Genomic DNA, 14702 nt, shown 5'->3' with positions numbered 1-14702 from the left:
GAGAATCAGGATGCTATCTGGGTGGGGGTGGATTCGGACGGGTCCGAGGCATCGGTGCGGCGACCGTCGAGGCCGATTCCGCGAATGGTCAGGTACATGAAGATGATCATGCTCGACACGATCGCCATGTCCGCCACGTTGTAGATGGCGGGGATCAGCCAGGGCGTGGAAATGAAGTCGATCACGTGACCGAGGCCGAAGGACGGCTCCCTCAGCAGCCGGTCGGTCAGGTTGCCGAGCACGCCGCCGAGCAGGAGCCCGAAGACGACAGACCAAGCCAAAGAGCGGATGCGCCCGGCGAACCAGACGATGAGCACCACCACGGCCACGGCGATGATCGAGAAGATCCACGTCATGCCGGCTGCCAGGGAAAAGGCAGCGCCCGGGTTCCGGACGAAGTGCATTTGCAGCACATCTCCCAGAACCCGGACGATGTCACCCTCGGCCAGTCTGCTGACGATGAGGTACTTACTGATTTGATCCAGAGCGTAAATCCCCAGGGCCACGACGGCCAGGAGGATCAACGCACCGGGGCGCTTCTTCGTTCGGACCTTAGGCGCCAAAGCTCTGGAAGCTCGACTTCGAAGCGTTGCTCGACTCGACCGGCGACGTGGCGTCGAGGTCGCGCAGCTGGGTCTCGATGTAGCTCTTCAGCTTCTGGCGGTACTCGCGCTCGAAGGTGCGCAGATCGTCGATCTTGGTCTCGAGGACGGAGCGCTCCTGGTCGAGAATGCTGAGTTGCGCGCGCTGCTTGGCTTCGGCCTCGGCGACGAGACGGGCTGCGGTGGCGTGGCCTTCGGCGATAAGTGCATCGCGCTTCTCGGCACCCTCCTTGACATGCTCCTCGTGCAGGCGACGAGCCAGCTGGAGAAGGTTGGTCGTGCCGGCGGTCTCGTCGATGGGCCCGGCGACAACCGGTGCGGCCACGACGGCGGGAGCCACGACGGGCTCCGCGACGGCCTCGGGCGCCGGTGCGACCTCCGCTGCGCCGCCAGAGCTGACGCGAGCCTTGAGCTCCTCGTTTTCCGCAGTCAGTCGGCGAAGTTCAACGACGACCTCGTCGAGGAAGTCATCGACCTCGTCCTGATCGTATCCTTCGCGGAACTTAGTCGACTGGAACCGCTTGTTGACTACATCTTCCGGAGTTAGCGCCATGGCTTTCCACCCTTAAAACTCGAGTTGCGAACATTGTGTTTGCGTTCAACCAACGCTATCAAGGTCCGACGCGTAGTCGGACCGCGTCAGCCCGGCACGCCGTCGGACAAGAATACATGCCCAGTCCGGGGCGCGAGGTATCGGTCAGCGCATGAGCCCGGTGATCGACATGCCGACGATGACGCAGAGCATGGTGATGCTCCAGCCGAAGTCGAAGGCGATCGGGCCGACCCGAAGCGGCGGCAGGAGCCGGCGGAAGAACTTGATCGGCGGGTCGGTCAGGGAATAGGCCAACTCGATCACGACGAGCAGGGGGCCCTGCGGCCGCCAAGACCGGTTGACACTGCGTACGAGGTCGATGATGAACCGACCCCACATCACGAAGAAGTAGAGCAGGAGGGCGTAGTAGGCGATCGCACCGATCAGGCTGACGGCAAACACGGCGGTAACTACGACTGCGCGAAGAAGGACGCCTCGGCATCGGAGTCCTCCGCGGCATTGTCGCCGGACACGACAACGTGGGACGGGGAAAGCAGGAAGACCTTCGCCGTGACGCGCTCGATCTTCCCGTACAGACCCTGGGACAGTCCGCTGGCGAAGTCGATCAGGCGGCGCGCATCGGCGTCGCTCATCTGAGACAGGTTGATGATGACCGGGATTCCATCGCGGAAGGACTCCGCGATCACCTGAGCGTCCTTATACTGACGCGGGTGGACGGTGAGGATTTCATTCATGTCTGAGGCAGCCACATTCTTCGGAGCGGAGGTCTTGCGCAGCGGTGTCACCGATGCGCGACCGGCCGAGGCGGGTGCGCCGGCGGTGTGTGACGACGACGCGGACGACGCGGCGTGCGAGGAATTCGGGGCGGAGTGGGGAGCAGCGGACTTCGATGCCGCAGCGCCGGTCGCCGTCGAGTGAGTGGCCGTCGATGCGGGCGCAGCAGTGGGCGCCTCGTACTCGAGTTCTTCGTCTGCCAGACCCAGGTAAACCATGGTTTTCTTGAGCGGGTTGGACATCTCGACCTCCGTGTTGGTGATTCTTCTTGTCCAGATTAACCGGATACCGGGCGATTCCCGGTGATTGCTGTGCCAATTCGAAGGTGTGTCGCCCCTTCGATGATCGCCTCCGCGTAGTCCTGGGACATGCCCATGGACAAGGATTTCGCGTTCGGCGCGAACTGCTGAATCTGCTCGCCCAGTTCGCGAACCCGGGCGAAGGATGGGCGCGGTTCGGCACCGAGCGGGGCCACCGCCATCAGCCCGATCAGCCGCAGTCCGGCCGTGGAGAGCACGTGCTCGACGAGCTTGGGCAGCTCCCCCGGAGCGACTCCGCCGCGAGACGGGTCATCCGTGAGGTTCACCTGCACGAAGCAGTCGACGACCGAATCCTCCGACGCCAATGCATCGACCAGTGATGCTCGATCCACGGAGTGGATGACGTCGGCGTAGGCCCGCACCTGCCGGGCCTTCTTCCCCTGCACCTGGCCCACGAAATGCCAGGTGAGGTCGAGCTGGAGGAGCTCGGCGGCCTTGGCCTGGGCTTCCTGGTGGCGGCTTTCCCCGAAGTTGCGCACGCCGAGGGCGGCAAGTTCTTGGAGGAGCGAGACGGGCTGGAACTTGGTCACGACGATCGTGGTGAGCTCCGCCGGGTCGCGCCCGGCGGCGGCAGCCGCGGCGACGATCCCACCCTGAACGGCGGTCAACCGTTCCGCGAGGCCACCGGCCCCGGGCCTGACCGACTCACTCATCTGGTTGCCATCGGCACTCTCGCTGCCTGCGGCACTACTTGAGGAAGTCCGGGATGTCCAGGTCGTCCGGGTCTTCCTCGAAGGCCGGGTCGGCCACTGCCGCACCGGGCTCGACGCCGGACCAGACCGACGAGGCCGCGGCATCCGTGTAGGGAGCCGAGTCGGTCGCGCCGGCCGCCGCAGCGCCCGCCGTGCCCACGCCCGCGCCGACCGCGACACCGGCGGCGACCAGGTCTGCGCGGCGCACCTCGACCGCCTTGGCACCGGGCTCACCGCCGTCGAATCCGGCAGCGATGACCGTAACCCGCACCTCGTCACCCAGGGTGTCGTCGATGACGGCACCGAAGATGATGTTGGCTTCCGGGTGCACGGCTTCCTGCACGAGGCGAGCGGCGTCGTTGATCTCGAAAATTCCAAGGTTGGAGCCACCCTGGATCGAGAGCAGCACGCCATGGGCGCCGTCGATCGAGGCCTCGAGCAGCGGGGACGCAACGGCGAGTTCGGCCGCCTTGATGGCTCGGTCCGCGCCGCGGGACGAGCCGATACCCATCAGCGCGGAGCCGGCACCCTGCATGACCGACTTGACGTCGGCGAAGTCGAGGTTGATCAGACCGGGGGTGGTGATCAGGTCGGTGATGCCCTGCACGCCGGCCAGGAGCACCTGGTCAGCCGTGGCGAAGGCCTCGAGCATGCTGATTCCGCGGTCGCTGATCTCCAGCAGGCGGTCGTTCGGCACGACGATGAGGGTGTCGACCTCGTTCTTGAGGGAGGCGACGCCGGCCTCGGCCTGAGCCTGGCGGCGCTTGCCCTCGAAGCCGAAGGGTTTGGTGACGACACCGATGGTGAGCGCGCCGATGGACTTGGCGATGCGGGCGACGACCGGCGCACCGCCGGTGCCCGTTCCACCACCCTCGCCGGCCGTGACGAAGACCATGTCCGCGCCGGCCAGAGCCTCTTCGATTTCTTCGGCGTGATCCTCGGCGGCGCGGCGGCCGACCTCAGGGTCGGCGCCGGCGCCCAGGCCGCGGGTGAGATCGCGGCCCACGTCGAGTTTGACGTCGGCGTCGCTCATCAGCAGCGCCTGGGCATCCGTGTTGATGGCGATGAACTCGACTCCGCGGAGGCCGAGCTCGATCATGCGGTTGACGGCGTTGACACCGCCGCCACCGATTCCAACAACCTTGATGACTGCGAGGTAGTTCTGATTTGTTGTTGACACGTCCGGCCTCCGGTGGAACCCTAAACCTCTTGTCGAAGTTTAAAGTTATGCTGAGTATGCAATTCCTGCTTAGAAAGTTATGCGCCAGCCGAACAGGCTCGGGGAGGCGCGCCCGCGTGTCGCGAAGATCCAACCAAGATCTCAGCGGAGAACGGCGCTATCCGGGGAGGACACGTCGTACTCGCCGACGCTGCCGACCGGGTGGCTCACGATCAGGGCCGCGAGCACGACCGCCTTGAAGTCCGACTTCTCCGCACTCCCCCACACAACGCGCGCGCCGCCCACGAACGTGAGGGTGACGTCGTCCGTGGTGGCGGCGGTGACGGTGTCGAGGGTGGAACGGATGTCTGCCGGCAGGGCCGCGATCACGGCAGCCGCCGCCCGGAAGCCGGCACTGCCGACCCCGGCCCGCGCATCGATCGTGGCGTACCCGGCGGGGCGCTCCGCGCTGCTCTGGATCACTACCCCGGCCGCGTCGACCAGGTCGAACCCGGACTCGGTCACGAGGGCGCCGACGGGCTCCCTCTCGACGACGCGCACGACGAGGGTGTTCGGCGGACGGCTCTCGGTGACGTAGCTCTGAATCAGGGTGAAGGCGGACAGCTCCTTTTGCACCGCGTCGAAGTCCACGAGCGGCAACGGCGTGCCCAGCTGGTCGTCGAGGGCCGATCGGATCTTCTCGGAGGGCACCCGGTTCGCCCCGACGACCTCAATGGTGCGAAGCGCCATCAGGGGCGAGAAGGTGCCGACGAGCACGAAGGTGACGAGCGCGGCCAGGGTGCCGAGCGCCGCCAGCCAGACGTTGCGCCGCCGACGGGAGCGCCAAGTGAAGCGGCGCACCTCCTCCCGTTCATAGAGTTTGCGGGCACGACGGGCTGCCCGGAGCTTGCGTCTGGCCCCGGCCGGAGTCAGCGCAGAGTCGCGGGGCTCCGTGGATGCGGGCGCGGACGAAAGGGAAGAGTCCGGCGCCCGCAGCCGGGACACGGGTGCGATCGTGTCGGCGGCGGGAAGCGTGATCGGCTCGGTATTCGTGTGGTCGCTGCGACCGCTCGACTGGCGTCCTCCCGGCTTGGGACGGGCTGTCTTCGCTGCGGCAGGCTTCGCGCCGGCGCTCTTCGCGGCGGTCGTCTTCGGCCCCGCGGCCCGCTCAGCGCCTGCCGGCGGGCGGTCGTAGCCCTCGGGCCGCTTCATGATCGTCGGCGGGTCATCCGCGCGCCTGCGTGAGCGAGGCGAGCAGCTGGGGAACGATCCGGTAGACGTCGCCGCAGCCGAGGGTGACGACGAAGTCGCCGTCCCGGGCGATCGAGGCGACGTAGTCGGCGGCCTCCTGCCAGTCGGGCACGTAGACGACCTTGCCGGCATCCGTGAACCGTTCGGAAACGAGGGCGCCGGTCACGCCGGGCTCCGGGTCTTCCCGGGCGCCGTACACGCCGAGGACGACGGTCTGGTCCGCCTTCTCCTCAAGCGTCTGGGCGAATTCCTGGGCGAACAGCCGAGTGCGGCTGTAGAGGTGCGGCTGATGCACGGCGATGATCCGGCCGCCGCCGACCACCGTGCGGGCGGCGGACAGCGCCGCGGCCACCTCGGTGGGGTGGTGGGCATAGTCGTCGTAGACGCTGACCCCACCCACGGTGCCGTGCAATTCGAAGCGGCGCTCGGTGCCGCCGAAATCCGAGATGGCGGCCAGGGACGCCTCCGGGGCGAAACCGAGGCCGACGAGCACCGCGAAGGCGCCGGCGGCGTTGATGGCGTTGTGCCGACCTGGGATTCGGAGGGTGGCGAAGTAGTCGCTTCCGGCCCAGGCCACGCCGAAACGCACCGGTCCGTCGGTGACGACCGAGTGCACGCGCACGTCGGCCGCGGCCTCCTCGCCGAAGGTGATGACACGTTTGCCGGCGAGCTTGCCGGTCACGCTGACCGCGCCGGCGTCGTCGGAGGAGATGACCACGAACTCGGTCGCGTTCTGTGCGAATTCGACGAACGCGGCCTCGAAGGCCTCGAGCGAACCGTAGTGGTCGAGGTGGTCAGGGTCGACGTTGGTGACCAGGGCGACGGTCGTGTTGTAGAGCAGGAACGAGCCGTCCGACTCGTCGGCTTCGACCACGAAGAGGTCGTCGGTGCCCGCGCCGGCCGACACGCCGAGCGATTCGATCACACCGCCGTTGACGAAGCTGGGATGAGTTCCCAGGCCGAGCAGGCCGGTCACGATCATGCCGGTCGAGGTGGTCTTGCCGTGGGCGCCCGCGACGGCGACGAGGCGGTGCTTCTCGATCAGCCAGGCAAGCGCCTGGGAGCGGTGCAGCACGGGGAGGCCGCGTTCGTTCGCCAGCACGTATTCCGGGTTGTCCTGCCAGAGTGCCCCCGTGACGACGAGGCTGTCGGCTTCGCCGACATTCTCAGCGGCGTGGCCGATCGCGATGTGGGCTCCCAGCTCGCGCAGGGCGAGCACGTTGTCGGACTCGCGCACATCCGAGCCGGTCACGGTATGCCCGGCGGCGAGGAACAGCCGTGCGATCCCGCTCATCCCGGAGCCGCCGATGCCCACGAAATGCACCGTGCCGAGGTCACGGGGAATGGTGAGGTTCAGGTCGGGCTTGATCACGGTTGCTGGCTCTTCTCAGTCGGAGACGAATGCTGGTGTGCGTTCGGTGCTGGTGTTCTGGTGCTGGAACAACGTTAGCCGCTGTGATCAGGCGAGGGCGGCGTGGATGAAGTCGGTCATTCGCGCCGAGCCGTCGAGTCCCCCGACGGATGCCGCCGCGACGCCCATCCGGCGCACGCGCTCCCGGTCGGTGAGCACGGGAACGAGCTCGTGCTGCACCCAGTTCGGCACGAAGTCCGCATCGTCGACGAGGATCCCGCCGCCGGCGCGCACGACGTCCGCCGCGTTGAAGCGCTGCTCGCCGTTGCCGACGGGGTACGGCACGTAGACGGCCGGGATGCCGAGGGCGCTGAGTTCGCACACGGTTCCGGCGCCGGCCCGGGACACCGCGAAGTCCGCCGCGGACAGCGCCAGGTCCATCCGGTCGCAGTAGGAGATCAGGCGGTAGTGGTGCAGACCTGGGTCTGTCACCTCCGACTTCTCACCGGTGATGTGCAGCACCTGCCAGCCGGCCCTGATCAGACCGGGAGCCGAGGAAGCGATGGTGTTGTTCAGGCGCCGAGCGCCCAGGGATCCGCCGGTGACCAGCAGGGTGGGGCGGTCGGCGTCGAGGCCGAAGAACGCCAAGGCCTCCGGGCGCGCCTGAGCCCGGTCAAGCTCGGCGATCTCGGGTCGCAGCGGCATCCCGACGACGGTCGGGTGGCGGATCCGGGTGCCGGAAAAGGCCACCGCGACGTGGCGGGTGAACCAGGCGCCGAGCCGGTTGGCCAGCCCGGCCCGGAAATTGGCCTCGTGGATGACGATCGGCACCCCCGCCCGGCGTGCCGCGAAGTAGGCCGGGGTCGAGACGTAGCCGCCGAACCCGACGACGACGTCGACCGTGCGGAACCGGATCAGATCGGCCACGTCGCCAATGGCCCGGTTCAGCCGTGGCAAAAAGGAGAGGGCCTGTCGGTTCGGCCGGCGTGGGAAAGGCAGTCGGGGAACGAAGACGAGCTCGTAGCCGCGGGCCGGCACCAGGCGGGCCTCGAGGCCCTCCCTGGTGCCGAGAACGATGACTGTCGCATCCGGTTCCCGGCTCATGATGGTGTCGGCGACGGCCAGCAACGGGTTCACGTGGCCGGCGGTTCCGCCCCCGGCCAGCAGATAGGTGGTCACTATCGGGCTCCTGACGTGTCGGTCGACATGGCGGTGCGTCGTGGCGGCTCCGCGTGGTCGCCCCGGGTGAATGAGAGCACGATGCCGATCGCACCGAGGGTCGTGAGCAGGGCGGTGCCGCCGGCGGACACCAGCGGGAGTGGAACACCCAGCACCGGGAACACGCCCAGGACCACGCCGATGTTGACGAAGGCCTGGCCGATCAGCCAGACGAGCACGGCGGCCGTCGACACGCGGGCCTGCAGGCTCGTGCTGGTGCGCATGATGCGCAGGAACGCGAAGGCCAGCAGGATGAACATGAATAGGACGACGATGGCCCCGATCAGTCCGAGTTCCTCGCCGACGATGGCGAAGATGTAGTCGTTGTCGGCCGCGGGCAGCCAGGACCACTTCGCTTTGGAGTTGCCGAGCCCGACGCCGAAGATCCCGCCGTTGGCGAGTGCCCAGGTGCCGTGCAGCGGCTGCCAGCAGGGTGCCGAGATGGGGCCGTCGAGCTCTTCGCAGCCGGCTCCCATGAAGCTCAGGATGCGCGTCATCCGGTTCGTGCTCGTCAATGCCATCAGAACCGCGAGCACGACCCCGGCGCCGAGAGGCACTGCCAGGAGGCGCAGTCGAACGCCGGCGAAGAACAGGGCTCCGAAGAGGATACCGGCCAGGATCAAGACGGTTCCGAGGTCACCGCCGATGAGCACGAGCAGCACGGCGCCGCCGCCCACGCCGAAGACCGGAATGTACACGTGGCGCCAGTCGTCGAGCCGTTTCTCCTTCTGCGACAGGATCATGCCCAGCCAGACGACGAGGGCGAGTTTGATCGCCTCGGAGGGCTGGAACTGGACTCCGCCGACCGACAGCCAGTTGGTGTTGCCGGCCACCTCGACGCCCAGCGGCGTGAACACGACCAGGCATTGCAGGAGACAGGCGACGATGAGCAACGGCCAGGCCACACGCCGCCAGAACTTCAGCGGCAGGTGGCTGATCATCAGCATCACCGGAACGCCGATCAGCGCGAATCCCCCCTGGCGCAGGACGGTGCCGAAGAAGCCGGTGTTCTCCAGGTAGGAGTCGACCGAGGAAGACGACAGCACCATGACCAGGCCGAACACGACGAGGAACAGGGTCGTGCCGAGCAGCAGGAAATAGCTCGCGGACTCGGCCTTGAACACCCGGCCGAAATGAATTCGGGTGGAGGCGACGGGCGCGGCCTGCCTAGGCGCCGGGGTTCGAGGCGGAGTCTTCATCCGCCTCACCTCCCAGGTGCTCCCGTACGGCTTCTGCGAACAATCGGCCCCGCTGGGCGTAGTCGGTGAACTGGTCCATAGACGCCGCGGCCGGGGCCAGCAGCACGACGTCGCCGGTTTCTGCGAGACCGGCCGCGAGGCGGACCGCCCCGGGCATCACCTGACCAGTGTCGTCGGCGTCGATCTCGAACACCGGCAGCTCCGGCGCGTGTCGCGCGAATGCGTCCCGTAACACGGAGCGGTCGGCTCCGATGATCACGGCCCCGCGCAGGTGGCCGACGTGCCGGGCTACCAGGTCATCGACATCGACGTCCTTGAGCAGGCCGCCGACCAGCCAGACGACGGTCTCGAAAGCGGTGAGCGAAGCATCCGCCGCATGCGGGTTGGTGGCCTTCGAGTCGTCGATCCAGCGGATGCCGGCAAACTCGGCAACGATCTCGATCCGGTGCGCGTCGAGGCGGAAACCCTCCAGGGCGTCGTGGATGACGCCGGGCGCGACGCCGAAGGACCGGGCCAGAGCGCTGGCAGCGAGGATGTCAGCGAGCAGGTGCGGCGCGCTGAGCCCGTGGGCCCGGAGTTCCGGCGCGGTGGTGATCTCGATGGCGGTCTCGAACCGGTCCTCGTGGAACGCGCGGTCGCAGAGGATGCCCTCGACGATGCCGAAGTCGCTGGGCCCGGGGGCGCCGAGGCCGAAGCCGATGGCCCGGGCACCCTCCTGCACGTCGGCGTCCTCGACCATACGGATGGTCGCGGCATCCGCCTTGTTGTAGACGCAGGCCACCTGGGTATTGGCGTAGACGGTGGCTTTCGCATCGCGGTACGCCTCGGCCGAACCGTGCCAGTCGAGGTGGTCGTCGGCGATGTTGAGGCAGACGCTGGAGAACGGCACGAGGGCGCCGGGACCGGTGCGGGGCAGGTGGTGAAGCTGGTAGCTGGAGAGTTCGACCACGAGCACGTCCCAGCCCTGCGGGTCGCGCACGGCGTCGAGGACGGGCACACCGATGTTGCCGCAGGGTGCGACGCGCAGGCCGGCGGCGGCGAGCATGGTGGCCGTCAGCTGCACAGTGGTGGTCTTGCCGTTGGTGCCGGTGACGAGGATCCACTCGGCCGCGGGCCCGACCTTGTCCCGCAGGCGCCAGGCCAGCTCGATGTCTCCCCAGACCGGTACCCCGGCCCGAGCGGCCCAGAGCAGCAGAGCGTGGTCGGGATGGTAGCCGGGCGAGGCGATCAGAACCTCCGGCCGGTGCCGGGTCAGTTCATGCGGAACGACGTCCGGCGCGGCCTGCACCAGTCCCGCCCCGATCACGTCGAGCAGGCGGATGGTGTCGGCAGGAGCGTCCCCCGCCACGACGAGCACATCCGCGCCCAGTTCGACGAGGGTGTCGGCGGCTGCGAAGCCGGTGACGCCCAGACCGAGCACGGCGACACGGAGGCCGGACCAGTCGGAGTGCCAGCTGGTCAACCCGTCGAGGCGCGCGGCGTCAGCCCCAGCGGGCCCGGCCTCATCGGCGTGGCGACCAGCCACTAGCTGGCCAACCATTCGAGGTAGAAGGTGCCGACGCCGGCGGCCACGAACAGCCCGCCGATGATCCAGAAACGCACCACCACGGTGACCTCGGCCCAGCCCTTGAGCTCGAAGTGGTGATGGATGGGGCTCATCAGGAAGATGCGCTGGCCGCGGGTCACCTTGAAGTAGGCGCGCTGCACGATCACCGATCCGGCCTCGATCACGAACAGGCCGCCGATCAGCACGAGCAGCAGTTCGGTGCGGCTCAGGATGGCCAGGGCGGCGAGGGCGCCGCCGATGCCGAGCGAACCGGTGTCGCCCAGGAAGATCTTGGCCGGCGAGGTGTTCCACCAGAGGAAGCCGATCAGGCCGCCGACGATGGCCGCGGAGACGATGGCCAGGTCGAGCGGGTCCCGAACGTCGTAGGCGCGGTAGAGGTCGGCGATGTCCGCTCCCCCGAAGCGGGCCTGGTTGGACTGCCAGAAGCCGATCACGATGAACGCGCCGATCGACAGGATCGACGACCCGGTGGCGAGCCCGTCGAGGCCGTCGGTGACGTTGACGCCGTTGGACGTGGCCGTCACGATCAGACAGATCCACAGCACGAACAGGGAGATGCCGATGATGCTGCCCAATTGCATGAAGTCCAGCGGCAGATCTCGCAGGAACGAGATCTTAGTCGACGCCGGCGTGACGCCGTTGGCGTTCGGAAACTGGATGGCCAGGATGGCGAACGTGCCGGCCACGAGAACCTGGCCGGTGATCTTGGCCCAGCCGCCGAGCCCGAGGCTGCGCTGGTTCCGCGTTTTCAGGAAGTCGTCGACGAAGCCGACCATGCCGAGGCCCACCATCATGAACAGCACCAGCAGCGGCGACGCCGTGACCGGGGACCCGGTCAGCCACATCGCCGAGAAATAGCTGACCAGGGCGCCGAGGATGATGATGATGCCACCCATGGTGGCCGTGCCGCGCTTGGCGTGGTGGCTCTGCGGGCCGTCGTCGCGGATGAACTGTCCCCAGCCCAGCTTCTTGAACAGCCGGATGAACAGCGGCGTCAGCGACAGGGTGAAGACGAGGGAGAAGGCTCCGGCCATCAAAAGTGCTCTCACGAGAACCACTCTCCCAGACGGTCGCCCAAAAATCTCAGGCCGGCGGAATTGGAGGATTTCACCAGCACGGTGTCCCCCGGTTGCACTGTGGCGCAGAGCAGGTCGAAGGCCTCGTCGCCATTCTCGACGAAGGCCGACTCCCCGTCCCAGGATCCCTCGTTGATGGTGCTGATGTGCATGCGCCGCGCGCCGCGCCCGACCACGATGAGCTGGGAGATGTTGAGGCGCACGGCGAGCAGCCCGATGCGGTCGTGCTCCTCACCAGCCAGTTCGCCCAGCTCGCTCATCTCGCCGAGAACCGCGAAGGTGCGCCGGCCGGGAACACCGATCTGGGCGAGGGTCTTGAGCGCCGCCGTCATGGAGTCCGGGCTGGCGTTGTAGGCGTCGTTGATGACGGTCACCCCGTCCCGGCCGCCCATGACCTGCATGCGCCAACGTTCGGCGGTCTGCACGGATTCGAGGGCGGAGACGATGTCGTCGATCGCGACCCCCAGGATCTCGGCGGCGGCGGCGGCGGCCAGAGCGTTCATGACATGGTGTTCGCCGAGCACCTGGAACGCCACCGGGCGGGACTGGCCCGAGGCCAGGTGCAGCGTGAACGTCGTTCCGGACGCGGAGGCGTGCACCGCGGTCGCGCGCACTCCCTCGTCGCCGTACTGGCCGAACCAGACGATCCGGGCCCGGGTGGAGGCGGCCATACCGGCGACGCGCGGGTCGTCGGTATTCAGCACGGCGACATCCGTCGCCAGCAGCTCGGTGACCATTTCGGTCTTCGCGCGGACCGTGGCTTCGATGCCTCCGAATTCGCCGGCATGGGCGAGGCCGACCTTGAGCACGATCCCGATGTCGGGACGGGCCATCCGGATGAGCCGGGCGATCTCTCCGACGCCGCTCGCGCCCATCTCCGCCACCAGGAAACGGGTGTCGCGGGTCAGTTCGAGCATGGTCAGCGGCGCGCCGACCTCGTTGTTGAAAGATGCGCGGGCCGCGACGGTCGGGCCGACGCGCTCGAGCACGGCGCGGAGCAGGTTCTTCGTCGTGGTCTTGCCGTTGGATCCGGTGACGGCGACGATCTTGAGGTTGCCGGCTTCCCGCACGCGGGCCACGACGTCGGTGGCGAGGGCGCCGAGGGCGAGCACGGCGTCCGGCACGACGATCTGCGCCACGGGGAGATCAAGGTGTCGTTCGACGATCAGCAGGGTGGCGCCGCGTTCGACGGCGGCCGGGGCGAAGAGGTGGCCGTCAGTCACCGCACCGGGCTTGGCCACGAAGATGGAGCCGGGAACGGTGTCGCGCGAGTCGGTGTGCACCATTCCGTCGGTCACGGAGTCGATGCTCCGAGAGGTTCCGTCCAGGTGGAGCGTGCCGTCGACGGCCAAGGCGATCTGGCCCAGGGTCAGGGCGATCATCTACAGCCACCCCGCATCGCGCAGCGCCTGGCGGGAATCGTCCCGGGCGGAGTACGGAATCTTCACGCCGGCAACCTCGTGGTAATTTTCATGGCCGGGTCCCGCATACAAGATCGCGTCGCCTTCTTTCGCTAGGGACAGCGCCGTCCGGAACGCCGTCCGGGGGTCGGGCACCTCATGGAACTCTCCGCCGGGCACGGCCTCCCGTGCGGCAGCGAGCAGAGTGGTACGAATGGCCGCGGGGTCCTCGAACCGAGGATGGAAGTCGGTGATCACGACGACATCCGCCCCGCGGGCAGCGATCGCCCCCATGTCCGCCCGTTTCGTGGTGTCGCGGTCGCCGTCGGCGCCGAAGACCATGATCAGTCGGCCGAAAGTGAACTTACGGATGGCGGCGAGGGTGTTCAGGAACGCGTCCGGGCTGTGCCCGTAGTCGATGTAGACGAGCGGTCCCGTGTCCCCGGAGATGCGCTCGGCGCGCCCGGGGATGTAGACGTCGATTCCGCCGTCACGATCGAGGGAATGGGCGATCGCCTCGAGGTCGTAGCCGGATTCGACCAGCATCAGGATGGCCAGGGCGGCGTTGGCGGCCATGAACCAGCCGACCAGGGGAACCCGGGTCTGCAGGCGGCGCCCTTCGGGGCCCTCGAGCAGGAACTCGGTGTACAGCGCGCTCTCGGAGACGATGGACATGTGCCAGTCGGCGGCGACGTCCGGGTTGCTGCTCAGGGTGGTGACGGGGATGCGGCACTCGTCGACGATCCGGCGGCCCCAGTCGGAGTCGACCGTGATGACGCCCCGCCGGGAGCGGTCGGGCTGGAACAGCTCGAGTTTGGCCTGGAAGTACTCGTCGAGGCCCGCGTAGTCGTCGAGGTGGTCGTGACTCAGATTCGTGAACCCGGCGACGTCGAAGACGAGCCCGTCCACGCGGTGGCGGGTCAGCGCCTGGGCGGACACCTCGATCGCAACGGCGCGCACCTCGGCCTCTCGCATGCGGGAGAGGAGGGCGTGCAGCTCGGTTGCCTCCGGGGTCGTCAGCGAGCTCACCACGGCGAGGTCGCCGATGCGGCGCTCGGCCGTCGAAGTGAGGCCGGCCACGACGCCCAGCTGGTTGAGCAGGGCGAAGAGGAGATAGACCACGCTGGTCTTGCCGTTGGTGCCGGTGACGGAGAAGAGCGTGGCCGGATTGGCGTCGGTGCGGTAGATCCAGGCGGCGACGGCACCGAGCGCGGCGCGCGCGTCCGGGGTCACCAGGATCGGCAGGCCGCTGTCGGCGGCCAGCACCGCCCCGGCCTCATCGGTCAAAATCGCGACCGCACCGGACTCGCGGGCGCCGGCGGCGTAGGACGCGCCATGACTCGCGCGCCCGGGAACGCCGACATAGAGGTCGCCGGGCTGAACGGTTCGGGAGCTGAGGCTCACGCCGGTGACCTCGAGGCCATCGACATCGCCGTGCACATACAGTTCGAATTCATCGACCAGTCCCGACAACGATCTGGGGACCGGATGCTGAGGACGGAGAGCCGAGGGTGCCAATTCGGTCACGGGGCTCGCTTTC

Annotated in this window: 14 protein-coding genes; all 14 read right to left on the bottom strand. The window is 67.9% G+C overall.

Features of this window, described 5'->3' with window-relative positions; all coding sequences use genetic code 11:
• Positions 1-5: 5 nt before the first annotated feature.
• A complete protein-coding gene (lspA, locus tag E3T25_RS05715; RefSeq protein ID WP_241980663.1) occupies positions 6-563 on the bottom strand; it encodes a signal peptidase II in 558 nt (185 codons plus the stop codon).
• Positions 553-1155 carry a DivIVA domain-containing protein gene (locus E3T25_RS05710; protein ID WP_104099513.1) on the bottom strand — a complete coding sequence of 201 codons (603 nt, stop codon included), beginning with the start codon at positions 1153-1155 and terminating at the stop codon, positions 553-555. The genes lspA and E3T25_RS05710 overlap by 11 nt, the downstream gene beginning before the upstream one ends.
• Before the next feature lie 144 nt (positions 1156-1299).
• Positions 1300-1596: a YggT family protein gene (locus tag E3T25_RS05705; protein WP_104099514.1), complete on the bottom strand. Its 297-nt coding sequence runs from the start codon at positions 1594-1596 to the stop codon at positions 1300-1302.
• An 8-nt stretch (positions 1597-1604) separates the two neighbouring features.
• A complete protein-coding gene (locus E3T25_RS05700) occupies positions 1605-2171 on the bottom strand; it encodes a cell division protein SepF (protein WP_104099515.1) in 567 nt (188 codons plus the stop codon).
• 35 nt (positions 2172-2206) lie between these two features.
• A complete protein-coding gene (locus E3T25_RS05695) occupies positions 2207-2902 on the bottom strand; it encodes a YggS family pyridoxal phosphate-dependent enzyme (protein WP_104194790.1) in 696 nt (231 codons plus the stop codon).
• A gap of 34 nt (positions 2903-2936) precedes the next feature.
• Positions 2937-4121, bottom strand: a complete 1185-nt coding sequence (gene ftsZ / locus E3T25_RS05690) for a cell division protein FtsZ (protein ID WP_104171261.1) — start codon at positions 4119-4121, stop codon at positions 2937-2939.
• Positions 4122-4262: 141 nt separating this feature from the next.
• Entirely contained in the window at positions 4263-5312 is a 1050-nt protein-coding gene (locus E3T25_RS05685; protein WP_134372944.1) for a cell division protein FtsQ/DivIB, read from the bottom strand.
• Positions 5313-5325: 13 nt separating this feature from the next.
• A complete protein-coding gene (gene murC, locus E3T25_RS05680; RefSeq protein ID WP_134372942.1) occupies positions 5326-6723 on the bottom strand; it encodes a UDP-N-acetylmuramate--L-alanine ligase in 1398 nt (465 codons plus the stop codon).
• An 87-nt stretch (positions 6724-6810) separates the two neighbouring features.
• Positions 6811-7881 carry a UDP-N-acetylglucosamine--N-acetylmuramyl-(pentapeptide) pyrophosphoryl-undecaprenol N-acetylglucosamine transferase gene (locus E3T25_RS05675; RefSeq protein ID WP_134372939.1) on the bottom strand — a complete coding sequence of 357 codons (1071 nt, stop codon included), beginning with the start codon at positions 7879-7881 and terminating at the stop codon, positions 6811-6813.
• On the bottom strand, positions 7881-9119 hold the full coding sequence (ftsW, locus tag E3T25_RS05670) for a putative lipid II flippase FtsW (RefSeq protein ID WP_134372936.1): 1239 nt from the start codon (positions 9117-9119) through the stop codon (positions 7881-7883). The genes E3T25_RS05675 and ftsW overlap by 1 nt, the downstream gene beginning before the upstream one ends.
• A complete protein-coding gene (murD, locus tag E3T25_RS05665) occupies positions 9088-10644 on the bottom strand; it encodes a UDP-N-acetylmuramoyl-L-alanine--D-glutamate ligase (protein WP_241980661.1) in 1557 nt (518 codons plus the stop codon). Before murD ends, ftsW begins: the two co-directional genes overlap by 32 nt.
• The gene (mraY, locus tag E3T25_RS05660; protein ID WP_134343348.1) at positions 10644-11735 is read right to left on the bottom strand and encodes a phospho-N-acetylmuramoyl-pentapeptide-transferase; all 1092 of its coding nucleotides are present in this window, start codon (positions 11733-11735) and stop codon (positions 10644-10646) included. Before mraY ends, murD begins: the two co-directional genes overlap by 1 nt.
• Complete coding sequence (locus tag E3T25_RS05655; protein WP_134372931.1) at positions 11732-13144, bottom strand: UDP-N-acetylmuramoyl-tripeptide--D-alanyl-D-alanine ligase; 1413 nt, start codon at positions 13142-13144, stop codon at positions 11732-11734. Before E3T25_RS05655 ends, mraY begins: the two co-directional genes overlap by 4 nt.
• A complete protein-coding gene (locus E3T25_RS05650; RefSeq protein WP_134372928.1) occupies positions 13145-14689 on the bottom strand; it encodes a Mur ligase family protein in 1545 nt (514 codons plus the stop codon).
• Positions 14690-14702: the final 13 nt, after the last annotated feature.

It is taken from the genome of Cryobacterium sandaracinum (genome assembly GCF_004403415.1).
In the GTDB taxonomy this organism is placed as follows: domain Bacteria; phylum Actinomycetota; class Actinomycetes; order Actinomycetales; family Microbacteriaceae; genus Cryobacterium; species Cryobacterium sandaracinum.
The sequence above is the reverse complement of the archived record's forward strand: the minus strand, read 5'-3'. Positions and strand labels throughout refer to the sequence as shown.

Coding starts and splice junctions, on each gene's coding strand:
- E3T25_RS05710 (WP_104099513.1), bottom strand. CDS start 1,155: ATGGCGCTAACTCCGGAAGATGTAGTCAACAAGCGGTTCCAGTCGACT.
- E3T25_RS05700 (WP_104099515.1), bottom strand. CDS start 2,171: ATGTCCAACCCGCTCAAGAAAACCATGGTTTACCTGGGTCTGGCAGAC.
- E3T25_RS05695 (WP_104194790.1), bottom strand. CDS start 2,902: ATGAGTGAGTCGGTCAGGCCCGGGGCCGGTGGCCTCGCGGAACGGTTG.
- E3T25_RS05685 (WP_134372944.1), bottom strand. CDS start 5,312: ATGAAGCGGCCCGAGGGCTACGACCGCCCGCCGGCAGGCGCTGAGCGG.
- ftsW (WP_134372936.1), bottom strand. CDS start 9,119: ATGAAGACTCCGCCTCGAACCCCGGCGCCTAGGCAGGCCGCGCCCGTC.
- E3T25_RS05655 (WP_134372931.1), bottom strand. CDS start 13,144: ATGATCGCCCTGACCCTGGGCCAGATCGCCTTGGCCGTCGACGGCACG.